General features: G+C 65.9%; 13 protein-coding genes and 1 pseudogene. 11 read left to right on the top strand and 3 right to left on the bottom strand.

Features of this window, described 5'->3' with window-relative positions:
- Nucleotides 1–39: 39 nt before the first annotated feature.
- Nucleotides 40–1,893 carry a M48 family metallopeptidase gene (locus MRY84_RS06840; RefSeq protein ID WP_291504991.1) on the bottom strand — a complete coding sequence of 618 codons (1,854 nt, stop codon included), beginning with the start codon at nt 1,891–1,893 and terminating at the stop codon, nt 40–42.
- Nucleotides 1,894–1,963: 70 nt separating this feature from the next.
- On the opposite strand from MRY84_RS06840, the gene MRY84_RS06835 reads away from it, so the two are divergent.
- Nucleotides 1,964–2,215 carry a DUF1653 domain-containing protein gene (locus tag MRY84_RS06835; RefSeq protein WP_291504990.1) on the top strand — a complete coding sequence of 84 codons (252 nt, stop codon included), beginning with the start codon at nt 1,964–1,966 and terminating at the stop codon, nt 2,213–2,215.
- 247 nt (nt 2,216–2,462) lie between these two features.
- Nucleotides 2,463–3,017, top strand: a complete 555-nt coding sequence (locus MRY84_RS06830) for a hypothetical protein (protein WP_291504989.1) — start codon at nt 2,463–2,465, stop codon at nt 3,015–3,017.
- Nucleotides 3,018–3,083: 66 nt separating this feature from the next.
- On the opposite strand, the gene purN is transcribed toward MRY84_RS06830, so the two are convergent.
- Nucleotides 3,084–3,665 carry a phosphoribosylglycinamide formyltransferase gene (gene purN, locus MRY84_RS06825; RefSeq protein ID WP_291504988.1) on the bottom strand — a complete coding sequence of 194 codons (582 nt, stop codon included), beginning with the start codon at nt 3,663–3,665 and terminating at the stop codon, nt 3,084–3,086.
- Between the two features lie 16 nt (nt 3,666–3,681).
- Here purN and MRY84_RS06820 point away from each other — a divergent pair, with 16 nt between their 5' ends.
- The 4 genes from MRY84_RS06820 (at nt 3,682) to MRY84_RS06805 (ending at nt 8,225) form a co-directional block, all read left to right on the top strand.
- On the top strand, nt 3,682–4,368 hold the full coding sequence (locus MRY84_RS06820; RefSeq protein ID WP_291504987.1) for a YceH family protein: 687 nt from the start codon (nt 3,682–3,684) through the stop codon (nt 4,366–4,368).
- Nucleotides 4,369–4,414: 46 nt separating this feature from the next.
- Complete coding sequence (locus tag MRY84_RS06815; RefSeq protein ID WP_291504986.1) at nt 4,415–5,596, top strand: acyl-CoA dehydrogenase family protein; 1,182 nt, start codon at nt 4,415–4,417, stop codon at nt 5,594–5,596.
- A gap of 24 nt (nt 5,597–5,620) precedes the next feature.
- On the top strand, nt 5,621–6,736 hold the full coding sequence (locus MRY84_RS06810; RefSeq protein ID WP_291504985.1) for an acyl-CoA dehydrogenase family protein: 1,116 nt from the start codon (nt 5,621–5,623) through the stop codon (nt 6,734–6,736).
- Between the two features lie 94 nt (nt 6,737–6,830).
- Nucleotides 6,831–8,225 (top strand): twin-arginine translocation pathway signal, encoded by a 1,395-nt coding sequence (locus MRY84_RS06805; RefSeq protein ID WP_291504984.1) that lies wholly within the window; start codon nt 6,831–6,833, stop codon nt 8,223–8,225.
- Nucleotides 8,226–8,360: 135 nt separating this feature from the next.
- Here MRY84_RS06805 and MRY84_RS06800 read toward each other — a convergent pair whose 3' ends face one another.
- Complete coding sequence (locus MRY84_RS06800; RefSeq protein WP_291504983.1) at nt 8,361–8,918, bottom strand: HNH endonuclease; 558 nt, start codon at nt 8,916–8,918, stop codon at nt 8,361–8,363.
- 167 nt (nt 8,919–9,085) lie between these two features.
- On the opposite strand from MRY84_RS06800, the gene MRY84_RS06795 reads away from it, so the two are divergent.
- From MRY84_RS06795 to lspA, 5 genes and pseudogenes are all read left to right on the top strand, one after another.
- Complete coding sequence (locus MRY84_RS06795) at nt 9,086–10,099, top strand: bifunctional riboflavin kinase/FAD synthetase (RefSeq protein WP_291504982.1); 1,014 nt, start codon at nt 9,086–9,088, stop codon at nt 10,097–10,099.
- Nucleotides 10,100–10,252: 153 nt separating this feature from the next.
- A complete protein-coding gene (locus tag MRY84_RS06790; RefSeq protein ID WP_291504981.1) occupies nt 10,253–11,368 on the top strand; it encodes a DUF1513 domain-containing protein in 1,116 nt (371 codons plus the stop codon).
- Nucleotides 11,369–11,422: 54 nt separating this feature from the next.
- Nucleotides 11,423–11,542 (top strand): annotated as a pseudogene (locus MRY84_RS06785) (bifunctional riboflavin kinase/FAD synthetase); the annotation flags it as partial.
- A 106-nt stretch (nt 11,543–11,648) separates the two neighbouring features.
- The gene (gene ileS, locus MRY84_RS06780; protein ID WP_291504980.1) at nt 11,649–14,528 is read left to right on the top strand and encodes an isoleucine--tRNA ligase; all 2,880 of its coding nucleotides are present in this window, start codon (nt 11,649–11,651) and stop codon (nt 14,526–14,528) included.
- Nucleotides 14,528–15,052 (top strand): signal peptidase II, encoded by a 525-nt coding sequence (lspA, locus tag MRY84_RS06775; protein ID WP_142147832.1) that lies wholly within the window; start codon nt 14,528–14,530, stop codon nt 15,050–15,052. The genes ileS and lspA overlap by 1 nt, the downstream gene beginning before the upstream one ends.
- Nucleotides 15,053–15,301 lie beyond the last annotated feature (249 nt).

Raw genomic sequence — 15,301 nt, 5'->3', positions numbered from 1 at the left:
CGGCGCGGCTGCGGGCTGTCCACGGGCTACCTGCGGGCTTCAGCGTGAATGCACCGGGTCAAACGCGTAGCGCTGGATTTCCTTCAGTGTGGGCGACTCGCCCGCCCACAGCGCCAACGCCGGGCCCGGCAGGCTGAGGTTGCGCTCCAGCGCGCGGCACAGGTGGTAGCGGCTTTCATCGTCCATGCCCGGCAGCTCCACAAAGATGAGGTAGGCCCGGCGCTGGGGATGCTCGCGCAGGTTCTTGCGCACCAGCCAGCAGCGGGCCACAGGTGCACAGCGGGCCAACTCGGACTGAAGTTCCGCCAGCTCGAAGGCACTCAGGTCGTGCCGCGTGATCTGGCTGAAGAAGGACGTGCTGGACAGTTCCTCCCACGCCCGCTCCTCGGACTCCTGCGCCCGTTCCAGGCGCTTGCGCCACTGCTTGAAGGCTGCAGCGTCGTGGTCCATGCCCATGCGGGGCGTATCCAGTTCGGCCAGCGCAGTGCGTGCTGCCCAGTAGCGGTCGCTGCTGCCCGCGTCCCACAGGCGGTGCAGCAATGCAAGGCGGCCTTCGCGGTCGTCCTCGGCCAGGCACGGCACCAGCCCACGCAGGGCGGCCGGGTTTTCGGGGCTGCGCTCCAGCGCCAGCTCATACAGCCCGCGCACGTCGGCATGCGGATCCAGATGGCGCCGCAAGCGCGCCAGTTCCACCAGTTCGGCGGCACTGGCCTGCGCTGCCATGGCGGCCAGGGCATCGGCCCGGGCACGCACCCGCACCAGCCATGCGTGGTGCTGTTTCCATTCGGTGGCGTTGTCGCGGCACCATTGGTTGTCAAAGTGCTTTACCCAGCGCTTGGCTTCCTCGCCCAGGATGCCCAGCGCGCTGCCGCGCGACCACTCCGGCAAGGTGGGGGTGGCGTCGAGCGCCTCGATGCGGTCCCGCAAACTGGGGTGGGTGTCGTCCACGCTGCTCAGCCGCTTGAGCGCCAGCCGCAGCGCATCGTTGGCAAACGCGGCATCCGGGGGCTTGGCGAGGAATCGGCGCATGCCGCGATAGGGCCCGACCGGCAAGGGGTTGCCAGCGGCAGCGCACCAATGGTCCCGCCAGAAGTCGGCGTCCAGCGCGGCGCCGCGGATCTCGATCTCGGCCAGTGCGGCCGCGGTCACCTCGCGCCCCAGCAGCTTGCCGGCAATGCGGTCGGCTTCGTACTCATCCTGGCGCGCCAGCGCAAACGTCTTGGCGGAAAACCGTGGAAAGTACCAGCGCATGAAAGCCTGTGTGGCCGCCCCCACCGGACCTTCGTCGTCGGCGAGGCTGTGGTTGAGGCGCATCCACGACAGGCGCGTGCGGTAGATCCAGGCCGCGAAGCGCCCGTGGTCGCCGCGCAGGTGGCCATACTCATGCGCCAGCACGGCCAGAAAGCGCGGTCGGTCCAGTGCCATCAGCAGGGGCAGGCCAACGCTCAAGTGGTTGACGGCGCCGCCCAGCAGGCCATACCGGGGTAGCTGCTGAATACTGGCGTTGAACTCGTCGTTGAGCGTGACCTTGTGGATGGGTGGCCCCTTGATCTTGCGGCGGATGCGTTCCAGCGCCTCGAAGAGCTCGGGTGCATCCGCTGCTTTGATCTCCACGCCCTCGGGCTCGTCAAACCGCACCCACAACGCGCGAAGACTGATCCACAGCAGGCTGGCCGCGGCGATCAGCGCCCACACCATCGAGATCCGAAACCGCCCCTGCAGCACCTGCGGCAGCACCCACGCCAGCATGGCCACGGCCAGGCCCAGGCAGCCCAGCACCCAGGCATAGCCCAGCGCCGCAAACGCAGCCACGCTGCGGCGATACGCCCGGCTGTTGTCGGCGCTGGCATGCTCGCTCATGCGCACCATGTGCACAAAATCTGCCTGGTCCACGGAATCTCCCCCGATAGTTGCTCTGCTGAACAGCTTCTTGTAAACCTGTAAACCCGCCATCCTAACGAACATGAACGACGACGATCTTCCCGCCCTCATCCGCACACCGCCGGGCAGATACCGCCACTACAAGGGCATGCTCTACGAGGTTCTGGACACCGTGCGCCACAGCGAGACCCTGGAGCCCATGACGCTCTACCGCGCGCTCTACGGCGAGCGGGGGCTGTGGGTGCGGCCTGCGGCCATGTTTGAAGAGCAGGTGCTCATCGATGGCACGATGCGGCCGCGGTTCGAGAAATGCAGCGATGACGAAAATTCTTGAAAACGGCCTTTAGCGCTTATACGAAATGCGTCAACAGCTAGCATTTCAATAGCAATCACTCCGGCCGCTTTTCCGACCGCAAAGGTCCCCGGCCTGTCGCACCTTGCGTTGATGCCACCTACCCCGGGGTTTGGCCGCTTCCTACACAGCCCGCGCCCCGGCCGACGTATGTTGCCGACAGGGCTTTCTGCGGCTGCCAGCGCGCGCCGCCTGCAGAGCCCCTTGCCAACCGTGTGCAGGAGGCCGTATGAGCTACTTTTTGCAAGGTCTTTTCGGAGAACGTTCCCTCACCAAGGTGGCCGGCCTGTTCGCGCAGAAGAGCCAAGCCGAGTCGACCATGGACCAGGTGCTGCGCGCAGGGGGGCTGAGCGCCCCGCAGGTCCGGCTCCTAGGCCCAGAGGATGCGCGCAACGCGCGGCGCGAGCTGTTCGGCCGGGCGGTCGAACCCGAAAGCGCGGGAATTGCCCGGACTTTTTTGCAGACCCACCTGGTAGGTGGCATGGCGGGTGCGGTGGCGGGCTTGGCCCTCTATCTCTGGTTCTACCGGGCCGCCCACCCGATGATCGTGAGCAGCCCGCTGGTTGCCTTCATCGCCATCGTGGGGTTTGCCACCACGTTCGGGCTGTTGGCGGGCGGGCTGTTGACCATGCGGCCCGATCATGTCCGGCTGATCACGCGGGTGCGGTCGGCGTTGCGCCATGACCAGTGGGCCGTAGTGGCCCATCCCATCAACCCGGAACAGACGCAGCGCGTGCGCCAAGTGCTGGAGCAGCACGCGGCAGAGGTCGTTACCACGCTGTAGCGGCTGCCTTCCCCCTGGCAAACACCGCGAGTGCAGCGGCGCATCCCTTGCGGCGGGGCAACGGTCTTACAGCGTCTGCAGCAGCGCACGCACCGCCCGCGGATAGATCACGTGCTCCTGCGTGAGCACGCGGGCGGCCAGCGTGTCGGCCGTGTCATCGGGTAGCACAGGCACCACCGCCTGGTCCAGGATGGGCCCCACATCCAGCTCCGCCGTCACCTGGTGCACGGTGACGCCAGCGAACTTGCAACCTGCATCAATGGCGCGCTGGTGCGTGTGCAAACCCGTGAAAGCCGGCAGCAGCGAGGGATGGATATTGATGAGGCGTCCCGCATACCGCGCCACGAAGCCCGGCGTGAGGATGCGCATGAAGCCGGCCAGCAACACCAGCGCGGGATCGTAGCGATCGACCAGCGCGGCCAGCTCGGCATCAAACGCTTCGCGGCTTGCAAACTGCTTGTGGTCGAGCGTCTCGGTGGGGATCCCCTGCTCCCGCGCAAAGGCCAGACCGCCTGCGTCCGCCTTGTTGCTGATCACGGCCGCCACACGGGCGCCATAGCGCTGCGCCCAAGCCTCCTGCTGCGCCGTCCGGACGATGGCGGCCATGTTGGAGCCGCCGCCTGAGATCAAAATCACGATGTTTTTCATTTGCCATCAATTATCCGTGCCCTTCGATCCAACCACCCGCCCCCTCACGCCCGCCGAAGCCCGCGTGCTCGCCACCCTGATGGAGAAGGCCCGCACCGTGCCCGACAGCTATCCCATGTCGCTTAACGCGCTGGTCACCGGCTGCAACCAGAAGACCAGCCGCGATCCGGTGATGAACCTGAGCGAGAGCGAGGTGCAGGAGGCGCTGGATTCGCTCAAGCTCCTGACGCTGGCGTTCGAGACCAGCGGCAACCGCACCACCCGCTGGGAGCACAACTTCCAGCGCGGCGTGGGGGTGCCCGAGCAATCGGCCGTGCTGCTGGGCCTGTTGATGCTGCGCGGCCCTCAAACAGCGGGCGAGCTGCGCATCAATGCGGAGCGCTGGTACCGGTTTGCGGACATTTCCTCGGTGGAGGCGTTTCTGGATGAGCTGCAGGAACGCAGCGCCGAGAAAGGCGGACCGTTGGTTACCCTGCTGCCTCGCGCCCCCGGTGCCCGCGAGCCGCGCTGGGCGCACCTGCTTTGCGGAGCAGTCGACACCCGCGCCAGCGTGCCGGCACCGGCCAGCGGCGGTGCCTCGCCCGCGCTGCAGGCCCGCGTGGAAGCCCTCGAAAGCCAAGTGGCGGCCTTGCAGGCCACTGTGCAGCGCCTGTGTTCCGAACTGGGCATTGACCCCGCCATGTCACCACCCGGACAGGACTAAAACGAACGACCGTGCTACAACTGCGGGATCATTTGGAGACAAACCGATGGATCTCGCATTCACCCCCGAAGAACAGGCCTTCCGCGAGGAAATTCGCGCCTGGGTTCAAGCCAATCTACCGAAAGAAATTTCGCACAAGGTGCACAACGCCCTGCGCCTGACCCGCGACGACCTGCAGGGTTGGGCCAAGATCCTGGGCAAGAAGGGGTGGCTGGGTTTCGGCTGGCCCAAGGAATTTGGCGGGCCGGGCTGGACGGCCGTGCAAAAGCACCTGTTCGAAGAAGAATGCGCACTGGCGGGTGCGCCGCGCATCGTGCCCTTCGGGCCCGTGATGGTGGCGCCGGTGATCATGGCGTTTGGCAATGCCGAGCAGCAAAAGCGCTTCCTGCCCGGCATCGCCAGCGGCGAGGTCTGGTGGAGCCAGGGCTACAGCGAACCGGGCTCGGGCTCGGACCTGGCCAGCGTCAAGACCCGCGCCGAACGCGTGGGCGACAAGTACATCGTCAACGGCCAGAAGACCTGGACGACCCTTGGGCAGTACGGCGACTGGATGTTCAACCTGGTGCGCACCAGCACCGAGGGCAAGCCCCAGACCGGCATCTCCTTCCTGCTGCTCGACATGAAGTCCAAGGGCGTCACCGTGCGCCCCATCAAGTTGCTGGACGGCGAGTGCGAAGTCAATGAGGTGTTCTTCGACAACGTCGAAGTGCCCGCCGAGAACCTGATCGGCGAAGAAAACAAGGGCTGGACCTACGCCAAGCACCTGCTCAGCCACGAGCGCACCAACATCGCCGACGTGAACCGCAGCAAGCGCGAGCTGGAGCGCCTCAAGCGCATCGCCAGGGCCGAAGGCGTCTGGGACGACGTACGTTTCCGCGACCAGATCGCCCTGCTGGAAGTGGACATCGTGGCGCTGGAGATGCTGGTGCTGCGCGTGCTCTCGGCCGAGAAGAGCGGCAAGAACTCGCTCGACATCGCAGGGCTGCTCAAGATCAAGGGCAGCGAGATCCAGCAGCGCTATGCCGAGCTGATGATGCTGGCCGCCGGCCCGTTCAGCCTGCCCTTCATCGAAGAAGCCATGGAAGCCGGCTGGCAGGGCAACTTCCCGGGCGGCGTCACCGCCAACGCGCCGCTGGCGTCCACCTACTTCAACCTGCGCAAGACCACCATCTACGGCGGCTCCAACGAAGTGCAGCGCAACATCGTGGCTCAGACCGTCCTCGGCTGATCCCAAGTTCCAGGAGACAAGAACATGGATTTCGATTTTTCTGACGACCAGGAACAACTGCGCGATGCCGTGCGCAAGTGGGTGGACAAGGGCTACACATTCGAACGCCGCCGCGCGGCCGTGGCTGCGGGCGGCTTTGACCGCGCCGCCTGGGGCGAGCTGGCCGAGCTGGGCCTCACGGCCCTGACGGTGCCCGAAGCACACGGTGGCATGGGCCAGGGCGCCATTGACGCCATGGTGGTGGCCGAAGAGCTGGGCCGCGGCATCGTACTGGAGCCCCTGGCCCAGGCCTTCATTGCCAGCAGCGTGCTCTCCCAGTTTGGCGCGCAAGACGTGCAGGCTGCGTGGCTGCCCAAGATTGCCAGCGGCGAAGCCCTGGTGGTGCTGGCCCAGCAAGAGAGCAAGGCCCGCTACCGCCTGAACGTTTGCGAGGCAAAAGCGGTTCCGGCGCAGTCTGGATATGCGGTAGCAGCTATCAAAAACATAGTACCCGCAGGCGACCAGGCCGACGCCTTCCTCCTTCCTGCCCAACTCGACGGCAAGATCGCCCTCTTCCTGGTGGAGCGCACCGCCAGCGGTGTCACCACGCAAGGCTACGTCACGCAGGATGGCAGCCGCGCCGCCGAAGTGCAGCTCTCCAACACCCCAGCCACCCTCGTCACCACCGACGGCCTGGCAGCGCTGGAGCTGGCCGTGGACGTGGGCATCGCCGCCTTGTGCGCCGAAGCCGTGGGCGTGATGGACAAGACCGCCGCCGTCACATTCGACTACCTCAACCAGCGAAAGCAGTTCGGCGTGCCCATCGCCAGCTTCCAGGCGCTGCGCCACCGCGCGGCCGACATGAAGATGCAGCTGGAGCTGGCCCGCTCCATGAGCTATTACGCCAGCCTCAAGCTCGGCGCCCCCGCCGATGAGCGCCGCCGCGCCATCGCGCGTGCCAAGGTGCAGCTGGGGCAGTCCATGCGCTTTGTGGGCCAGCAGGCGGTGCAGATGCATGGCGGCATCGGCGTGACCGACGAGTACATCGTGAGCCATTACTTCAAGAAGCTCACGCAGCTGGAGATGACCTACGGCGACACGCTGCACCACCTGGGCGAGGTTTCAGCCCGCATGCAGGACACGGCGGGCGTCTTTGCCTGAGTCGCCTGACCTGATCTGACGCAGGCGCGTCATACCCGCCAACGATGCTCGTGGATTTCCCTGTCCACGGGCATTTTTACTTTCCGGAGCTCCCATGAACCCCACCGCTCTTCTCACCCGCCGATTCGTGCTCGCAGCCGCGACATCGGTACTGGCGCTGACCCTGGCCGGCTGCGCCACCAAGAGCCCCAGCCTCGCAGAGACACCCCCCATCGTCTTCGTGCATGGCAACGGCGACACCGCCGCGCTGTGGCAGACCACCGTGTGGCGGTTTGAATCGAACGGCTGGCCCCGCGAGCGCCTGCATGCCATCGACGTGCCCTATCCGCTCTCGCGCGACGACGATGCCAAGGCCCAGCCGGGCCGCACTTCCGCGGCTGAGCACATGGCCTACCTGAAGGCCGAGGTAGACAAGGTTCTGAAGTCCACGGGCGCCAGCCAGGTCGTGCTGGTGGGCAACTCGCGCGGGGGCAACGCCATTCGCAACTACATCTACAACGGCGGTGGCGACCGCACCGTGAGCCATGCCATCCTGGGCGGCACGCCCAACCATGGCGTGTGGGCGATTCCTGGTTTCCGCGAAGGCAACGAGTTTTCGGGCACTGGCCCGTTCCTCATGGCCCTGAACGCACCGAAGAACGCCGCGGGCGACGAGGTGAGCGGCCCGGTGAAGTGGATGACCATCCGCTCGGACAACAACGACAAGTTCGCCCAGCCCGATGGCGTGTGGATCGGCCAGAAGGGCAAACCCACGAACGTGACCGCCGCAGGCCCTGAGCTCAAGGGCGCCACCAACATCGTGATCCCGCGCATCGACCACCGCGAAACCTCGTACTCGCCCGCCGCGTTCGAAGCCGCCTACCGCTTCATCACAGGCAAGGCGCCGCAGCTCACCACCATCGCGGCAGAAACGCAGGTGGTGCTGAACGGCAAGGTCACCGGCCTGGGCGTGGACCCAGCAGCCCCCCAGACCGGCAATTTCAGCAACAACCTGCCCCTGAGGGGAGCTCAGCTGGAGGTGTATGCCACTGACCCCGCCACCGGCGCCCGCACCGGCGGCGCCCTGCTGCGCAAGACCGTGGGTGCGGATGGCCAATGGGGTCCGCTGACGGTGCCCGCCGGCTCGCCCGTCGAGTTCGTGATCACCGCGCCGGGTTATGCCACCACCCACATCTACCGCAGCGGCTTCCCGCGCAGCAGCAACATCGTCCACCTGCGCGCAGAGCGCATGGCCGATGCCGACAAAGGCGCCGAGAGCGTGGTCACGCTGACCCGCCCCCGCGGTTACCTGGACCCGGCGCGCGACCAGATGCTGCTCGATGGTGCTGCGCCGGCCGGTGTGCCCCCCGGCGCGGGCGTGGCCTCGGCCAAGGTCAAGCCATCGGGCGGCGTGCGCAGCATTGCGGGTGAATTCAATGGAGAGCGCGTGGTGGGGCAAACATGGCCTGCAGCGAGCGGCCACTTGGTATTTCTGGAGTTGACATATTGAATGGACGGGCGGGGTCAGGTAGCCGTGCTCCGCGCTAAGCACCAGGCAGAGCGGTCAAGGCGGCGCAGTGCCCAGACTCCCCGTATGGCAAGACCGACCAGCAGCGCCAGCAGCAGGCTCGTACTGGCCGCTCCCCTACACAAGAAGCCGGGACGACTTGGGGACGTGGGCTATCAGGAACTCCATTTGATCGGCCAGGATGCGCCGGTTGCGCAGGATGAAGTCCTCCCACAGGCTGGGCACATAGGGGGCGTACAGCAGCGGCATGTGGGCCTGCTCGGGCGTGCGCGGGCCCTTGCGGTGGTTGCACGGGCGGCAGGCGGTGACGACATTCATCCAATGGTCCTGCCCGTTGCGCGCAAAGGGCACGATGTGCTCGCGCGTGAGGTGCTCTTCATGGAACTGCCCGCCGCAGTAGGCGCACACATTGCGGTCGCGGGCAAAGAGCTTGCTGTTGGTGAGGCTGGGCTTGAGGTCGAAGGGGTTGATGCTGGGCACCCCCTTGGTGCCGATGATGCTGTTGATGGCAATGACCGACTGCTCGCCCGTGACGGCGTTGTGCCCCCCGCGAAAACGCGCGATCTGGCCGCCAGACTCCCAGCGCACCTCGCCAGCGGCGTAATGGATGACCGCTTGCTCCAGTGATATCCACGATTGGGGCAGCCCCTGGGCTGACAGCTTCAAGACCTTCAAAACACGCCTCCTGGAACACAAAGTACACAAGGATTCGGAACGCGGAGTCTCGCGGGCAGCCCTGCGCAGGGACAGCCGTAGATCACAATATACTCCGTTTTCATGACAAATTGGCGTCCTGCGCTTGATGGACCTGCGCATGGTGCTATCAAAAAGATAACAAACCGATGAAGATCTTTCGCGGATTTCACCACCCTGGCATTGCGGATGCCTGTGCGTTGACCATCGGTAATTTCGATGGTGTGCATCGGGGGCACCAAGCCATGCTGGCCCTGCTGAACAGCGAGGCCGCGCATCGGGGCGTGGAGAGCTGCGTGCTGACATTCGAGCCGCATCCGCGCGACTACTTCGCCGGCGCCCTGCACAAGCCTGAACTGGCACCCGCACGCATCGGAACCTTGCGAGACAAGCTGACCGAACTGCGGCGCTGCGGCGTTCAGCAAACGGTGGTGCTGCCTTTTGATGCCAAGCTGGCCGCCCAATCCCCGGAAGCGTTTATCCAGGACGTGCTGATCCAGGGCTTGGGAGCCCGCTACGTGCTGGTGGGCGATGACTTCCGCTTTGGCCGCCAGCGCGCAGGCGACTACGCCATGCTGGACGCCGCTGGGCAGGCAAAGGGCTTTGATGTGGCCCGCATGAACAGCTACGAGGTGCACGGACTGCGCGTATCCAGCTCCGCCGTCCGCCAGGCCCTGGCAGCCGGCGACATGGAGGCCGCAGCGAGGTTGCTGGGGCGGCCGTACACGATCAGCGGGCATGTGGTGCACGGCCGCAAGCTGGGGCGCGAGTTGGGATTTCGCACGCTGAACATGCGGTTCAGCCATTGGAAACCCGCCGCCAGTGGCATTTTTGCCGTCAGCGTGCAAGGCCTCACGGACCGTCCGCTACCCGGAGTGGCCAACCTGGGCGTGCGGCCCTCCCTGGACCCCGACGATGTGAATGGAGGGCGGGTGCTCCTGGAGACCCACTGTTTGGACTGGCCCGAACACCTGGGCGCAGACGATGCCTACGGCAAGATCGTCCATGTGGAACTACTCCACAAGCTGCACGATGAACTCAAGTACCCGAGCCTGGATGCGCTGAAGGAGGGGATTGCCCGGGATTGCATCCAGGCCCGCCAGCATTTTGAGACTCGGCGAAACCCGCCGCTGGGGATAGACAACACCCAAGCCCCGGGTTGACAAACAGCGTCCCGAGGCGGAAGGTTCATCCGGAGAGGTCCTTTGGTCGAAAGCCCGTGAATGCGCCACCTGATTCAACCCCCTGTCCGCCCCCAAATCAACCGGCGCAGCCTTCTTGCCCACGCAATGGGTTGCACCCTTCTCCCAGTCTCCATGGCATCCCGCAGCACCCCTACCTCAGCGGCCGCAATGTCGCCCGCCATGCAAGGCGACCAGTTGTTTGCCGGGTGCCGCTACCAGGAGCGTGCTGGAGCCCCTCACAAAACCGCCTTGGCCTACGCCAGCCTGCAAGTGCAAGGCGCACGCCTGATCGAGTCCCCGTTCTTTCCCCATGGCTGGGCACTGGACGTCCGCCAGAAGACCCGGGCATTCTTTTTTGAAAAGCACGGCCCCGGGGCCGGGGTTTTCGACCTGGAGCAACAACGGTTTGTGCAAACCATCGCTCCTTTCGAGCAGAGGCAGTTCTATGGTCATGGCGTGCTCGCCGATGACGGAGGACTGCTGCTCAGCACAGAGTCCGACGCGCAGGGGCGGGGCTTTATCGGCATGCGTGACGCCAGCACCCTGCGTTACCTCGGCGACTTCCCGAGTTTCGGGGCCCGTCCGCACGACTGTCATCTGGTGGAAGGTGGGCGGGTGCTGGCCGTGACCAACGGCGGCGGGGCCGCAGGAGAAGATCCGGCCCCCTGCGTCAGCTACATCGATGTGAAAACGCGCCGACTGCTGGATCGCCATGAGATGTCGGGCTCGGCTTTCAACACCGGGCACATGGCGCCGGTCTCTGACAACACCGCAGTGATCGCTTCCGCCCCCCGGCTCGGGCTGGGCGTGGACCACGCGGGAAGTGTCAGCTGGTGCCAGCGAAGCGAAACCACCTTGCGGGGCCTGCCGTCCGTGCAGGACCTCGCCCCTCGCCTGCTGGGAGAGGCCCTGAGCATCGCAGTGCTTCCCCGCGAGGGCTTGGCCGTGGTGACGCACCCGACCCCTGGTTTGCTGACCTTCTGGCGCCTGGACGACCAGTCGCTATCCCTCGTCACCCCGGTCGACAACGTGCGAGGCGCCGCACTGGCAGGCGACGGCCGCAGCCTGTGGCTGAGCCATGGCGCCCAGGGTTCGCTGAGCCTCTTGCGAATGGACGGTCGAGAGCCCACCCTGCAACCGGTGCTGAGGCAGGCGCTGATGGCGGGATCGCATCTGCTGAACTACCCCGTCGCGCTTGCCGCCGCCCTGGTGGCCCGGGATGAAGGGCTCTCGAAGACGTTACAGTAAAATCTCTGCGTGGAACCACTGCACACACTGCAAGATCAGCCAACCCGCCATGGCCTGGACGCCCTGACAGCCGGCATCTCCAAGGATTGCGCCGAAGCGCGTGCCTACTTTGCCTCGGTGCTTGCGCCCAACCACACCGAAACCCGTCGCCAGACCACCCGCGACCGAATTTGAGGGAGCTGCTTCTCGCAGCGCCCGCCTGACGGGCCCGCTCTCCTTCGCGCTCCATCCCGTTCTTGCTCCGGGCCCTGCCCCGGAATGCCCTGTTTTAAGGCTCCCCATGTCCGACGACAACGCCAGCACCGCATCCACCACCTCAGCCGCTGACTACCGCAGCACGCTGAACCTGCCCGATACCTCCTTCCCCATGCGCGGCGACCTGCCCAAGCGCGAGCCGGGATGGGTGAAGGAATGGGAAGACAAGGGCCTGTACAAGCGCCTGCGCGATGCCCGCTGCGGCGCCCCCAAGTTCATCCTGCACGACGGCCCTCCCTATGCCAACGGCCAGATCCACATGGGCCACGCGGTCAACAAGATCCTGAAGGACATGATCACCAAGGCGCGCCAGCTCGAAGGCTTTGATGCGCTGTACGTGCCGGGCTGGGACTGCCACGGCCTGCCGATCGAAAACGCCATCGAGAAGAAACACGGCCGCAACCTCAGCCGCGACGACATGCAGGCCAAGAGCCGCGCCTATGCCACCGAGCAGATCGCGCAGCAGATGGACGATTTCAAGCGCCTGGGTGTGCTGGGCGAATGGGACAACCCCTACAAGACCATGAACCCCGCCAACGAGGCGGGCGAGATCCGCGCGTTCAAGCGCGTGATGGAGCGGGGCTTCGTATATCGCGGCCTGAAGCCCGTGTACTGGTGCTTCGACTGCGGCTCGTCGCTGGCCGAGTTCGAGATCGAATACCAGGACAAGAAGAGCACCACGCTGGATGTGGCCTTCAAGGCGCACGAGCCCGCCAAGCTGGCCGCAGCCTTCGGCGCACCTGCCCTGGCCAAGGACGCCTTCATCGTCATCTGGACCACCACGGCCTGGACCATCCCCGCCAACCAGGCGCTGAACCTGAACCCCACGCTGATGTACGCGCTGGTGGACACGCCCAAGGGCTACCTGGTGCTGGCAGAAGCGCTGGTGGAGCAGTGCCTGGAGCGCTACGGCCTCACCGGCACGGTGATCGCCACCACCGCCGGTGAAAAGCTGGGTGGTCTCGAGTTTGAACACCCGCTGTACGACGTGGCGGGCGAAGACGGCAGCTTTGGCTACCGCCGCCTGTCGCCCGTGTACCTGGCCGACTACGCCACGGCCGACGACGGCACGGGTATTGTGCACTCCTCGCCCGCCTACGGGCTGGAGGACTTCAACTCCTGCCGCGCCCATGGCATGGCGCTCGACGAGATCCTGAACCCCGTGCAGGGCAACGGCACCTATGCGGCCGACTTCCCGCTGTTTGGCGGCCAGCACATCTGGAAGGCGGTGCCCGTCATCATCGAAGCCCTGCGCAACGCGGGCCGCCTGATGACCACCAAGGACATCACGCACAGCTACCCCCACTGCTGGCGCCACAAGACGCCGGTGATCTACCGCGCCGCCGCGCAGTGGTTCATCCGCATGGACGAAGGCGAAGGCGTGTTCACAAAGCCAGGCATGAAGCCCGCCAAGACGCTGCGCCAGATCGCGCTGGATGCGATCGAGCACACCAGCTTCTACCCCGAGAACGGCAAGGCCCGCCTGCACGACATGATCGCCGGGCGGCCGGACTGGTGCATCTCGCGCCAGCGCAGCTGGGGCGTGCCCATCCCGTTCTTCCTGCACAAGGATTCGGGCGAACTGCACCCGCGCACCATGGAAATCATGGACCAGGCGGCGGACATCGTGGAAAAGGGCGGCATCGAGGCCTGGAGCCGCGTGACGGTGGAAGAGATCCTGGGCGCCGAAGACGCGCCGCACTACACCAAGAGCACCGACATCCTGGAGGTGTGGTTCGATTCCGGCTCGACCTTCAGCCACGTGCTGCGCGGCACGCACCCGAACGTGCACCACGACACCGGCCCCGAGGCCGACCTGTACCTCGAAGGCCATGACCAGCACCGCGGCTGGTTCCACAGCTCGCTGCTGCTGGCCTCGGCCCTCGAAGGCCGCGCGCCCTATCGCGGCCTGCTGACCCACGGCTTCACTGTGGACAGCCAGGGCCGCAAGATGAGCAAGTCGCTGGGCAACGGCATCGATCCGCAGGAGATCAACAAAAAACTGGGCGCCGAGATCATCCGCCTGTGGGTGGCCGCGAGCGACTACTCGGGCGACATCGCCGGTGACGAGAAGATCCTCGCGCGCGTGGTGGACGCCTACCGCCGCATCCGCAATACGCTGCGCTTCCTGCTGGCCAACGTGAGCGACTTCGACCCCGCCCAGGACGCCGTGCCTTTCGACCAGATGCTGGAGATCGACCGCTACGCGCTCACGCGCGCGGCCGAGTTCCAGGCCGAGGTGCTGGCGCACTACAAGGTGTATGAGTTCCACCCTGTGGTCGCCAAGCTGCAGCTGTACTGCTCGGAAGACCTGGGCGGCTTCTACCTGGACGTGCTCAAGGATCGCCTGTACACCACCGCGCCCAAGAGCCTGGCGCGCCGCAGCGCGCAGACCGCGCTCTACCAGATCACGCACGCCATGCTGCGCTGGATGGCGCCGTTCCTGTCGTTCACGGCCGAAGAGGCGTGGAAGGTGTTCGGCAGCTCCGACTCCATCTTCCTGGAAACCTACGGCACCATTGCCCACGCCGATGAGGGCCTGCTGGCCAAGTGGGCCCGCCTGCGCGAGATCCGCGACGCGGTGAACAAGGAGATCGAGGCCCTGCGCGCCGCCGGTCAGGTGGGGTCTTCGCTGCAGGCCAATGTCGTGCTGACCGCAGCCCCTGAGGACCATGCGTTGCTGACCAGCCTGGGCGACGACCTGAAATTCGTGTTCATCACATCTGCTATTGAATTGGTAGCTGGTAGCGCTCTCCAGATCAGCGTCAAGGCCAGTTCCGACCAGAAATGCGACCGCTGCTGGCACTACCGCAGCGATGTGGGACACGATGCCGCGCACCCCACCCTGTGCGGCCGCTGCACCAGCAACCTCTACGGCAGCGGCGAGAGCCGCGCGCACGCCTGATGGCGCGGTCGTCGCTGGCCGGGCGATCCGGCGCAAGCATGTGGCCCTGGCTGGCCTGGGCCGTGCTGCTGCTGGTGGCCGACCAGGTCACCAAGTCGCTCATCCTGGAGCACTACAAGCTGGGCGATGGCACGGTGATCACCAGCTTCTTCAACATCGTGCGGGCGCACAACACGGGGGCGGCGTTCTCGTTCCTGCAGGACGCGGGGGGCTGGCAGCGGTGGCTGTTCACCGGCATCGGCCTCGCGGCCACGGTGTTCATCGTGTGGCAGCTGCGGGCGCACCCGGGCCAGAAGCTCTTCGGCTTCGCGCTGTCGAGCATTCTGGGCGGGGCCGTGGGCAATGTGGTGGACCGGTTGATGCACGGCTACGTGGTGGACTTCCTCGACTTCCACTGGACGTTTCTCTCGGGCATCTTCCCGGGCGGCCACTTCCCGGCATTCAATGTGGCCGACATGGCCATCAGCGTGGGCGCAGCCTGCCTGATCCTGGATGAGTTCCTGCGCGTACGCCGCGAGCGCTGACACGGCGCTCCAGAGCTGACTGGCCCGCCCTGCGCGGGCCTTTTTCATGGGGCGCCACCAAATCCCGTCCACCGGCGCGGTTGCCTGCATCTGCCTACACCGGGCGCCGGCAATCCCGGGTATCCTCATATGTCAGATTTGTGACAAGTGGTGGGTGCCGTTCCCGGCCCGCACATCGCCAGATGCGGCCACCGTGCAGCATGGCACATCGGAGCCATCTTCCGGCACGGGCCCCGTAGCGAGTGTCCG

The sequence above is a fragment of the Acidovorax sp. genome (genome assembly GCF_022763525.1).
GTDB lineage: Bacteria > Pseudomonadota > Gammaproteobacteria > Burkholderiales > Burkholderiaceae_C > Acidovorax.
This window is presented reverse-complemented; position numbering and strand designations above follow the sequence as displayed.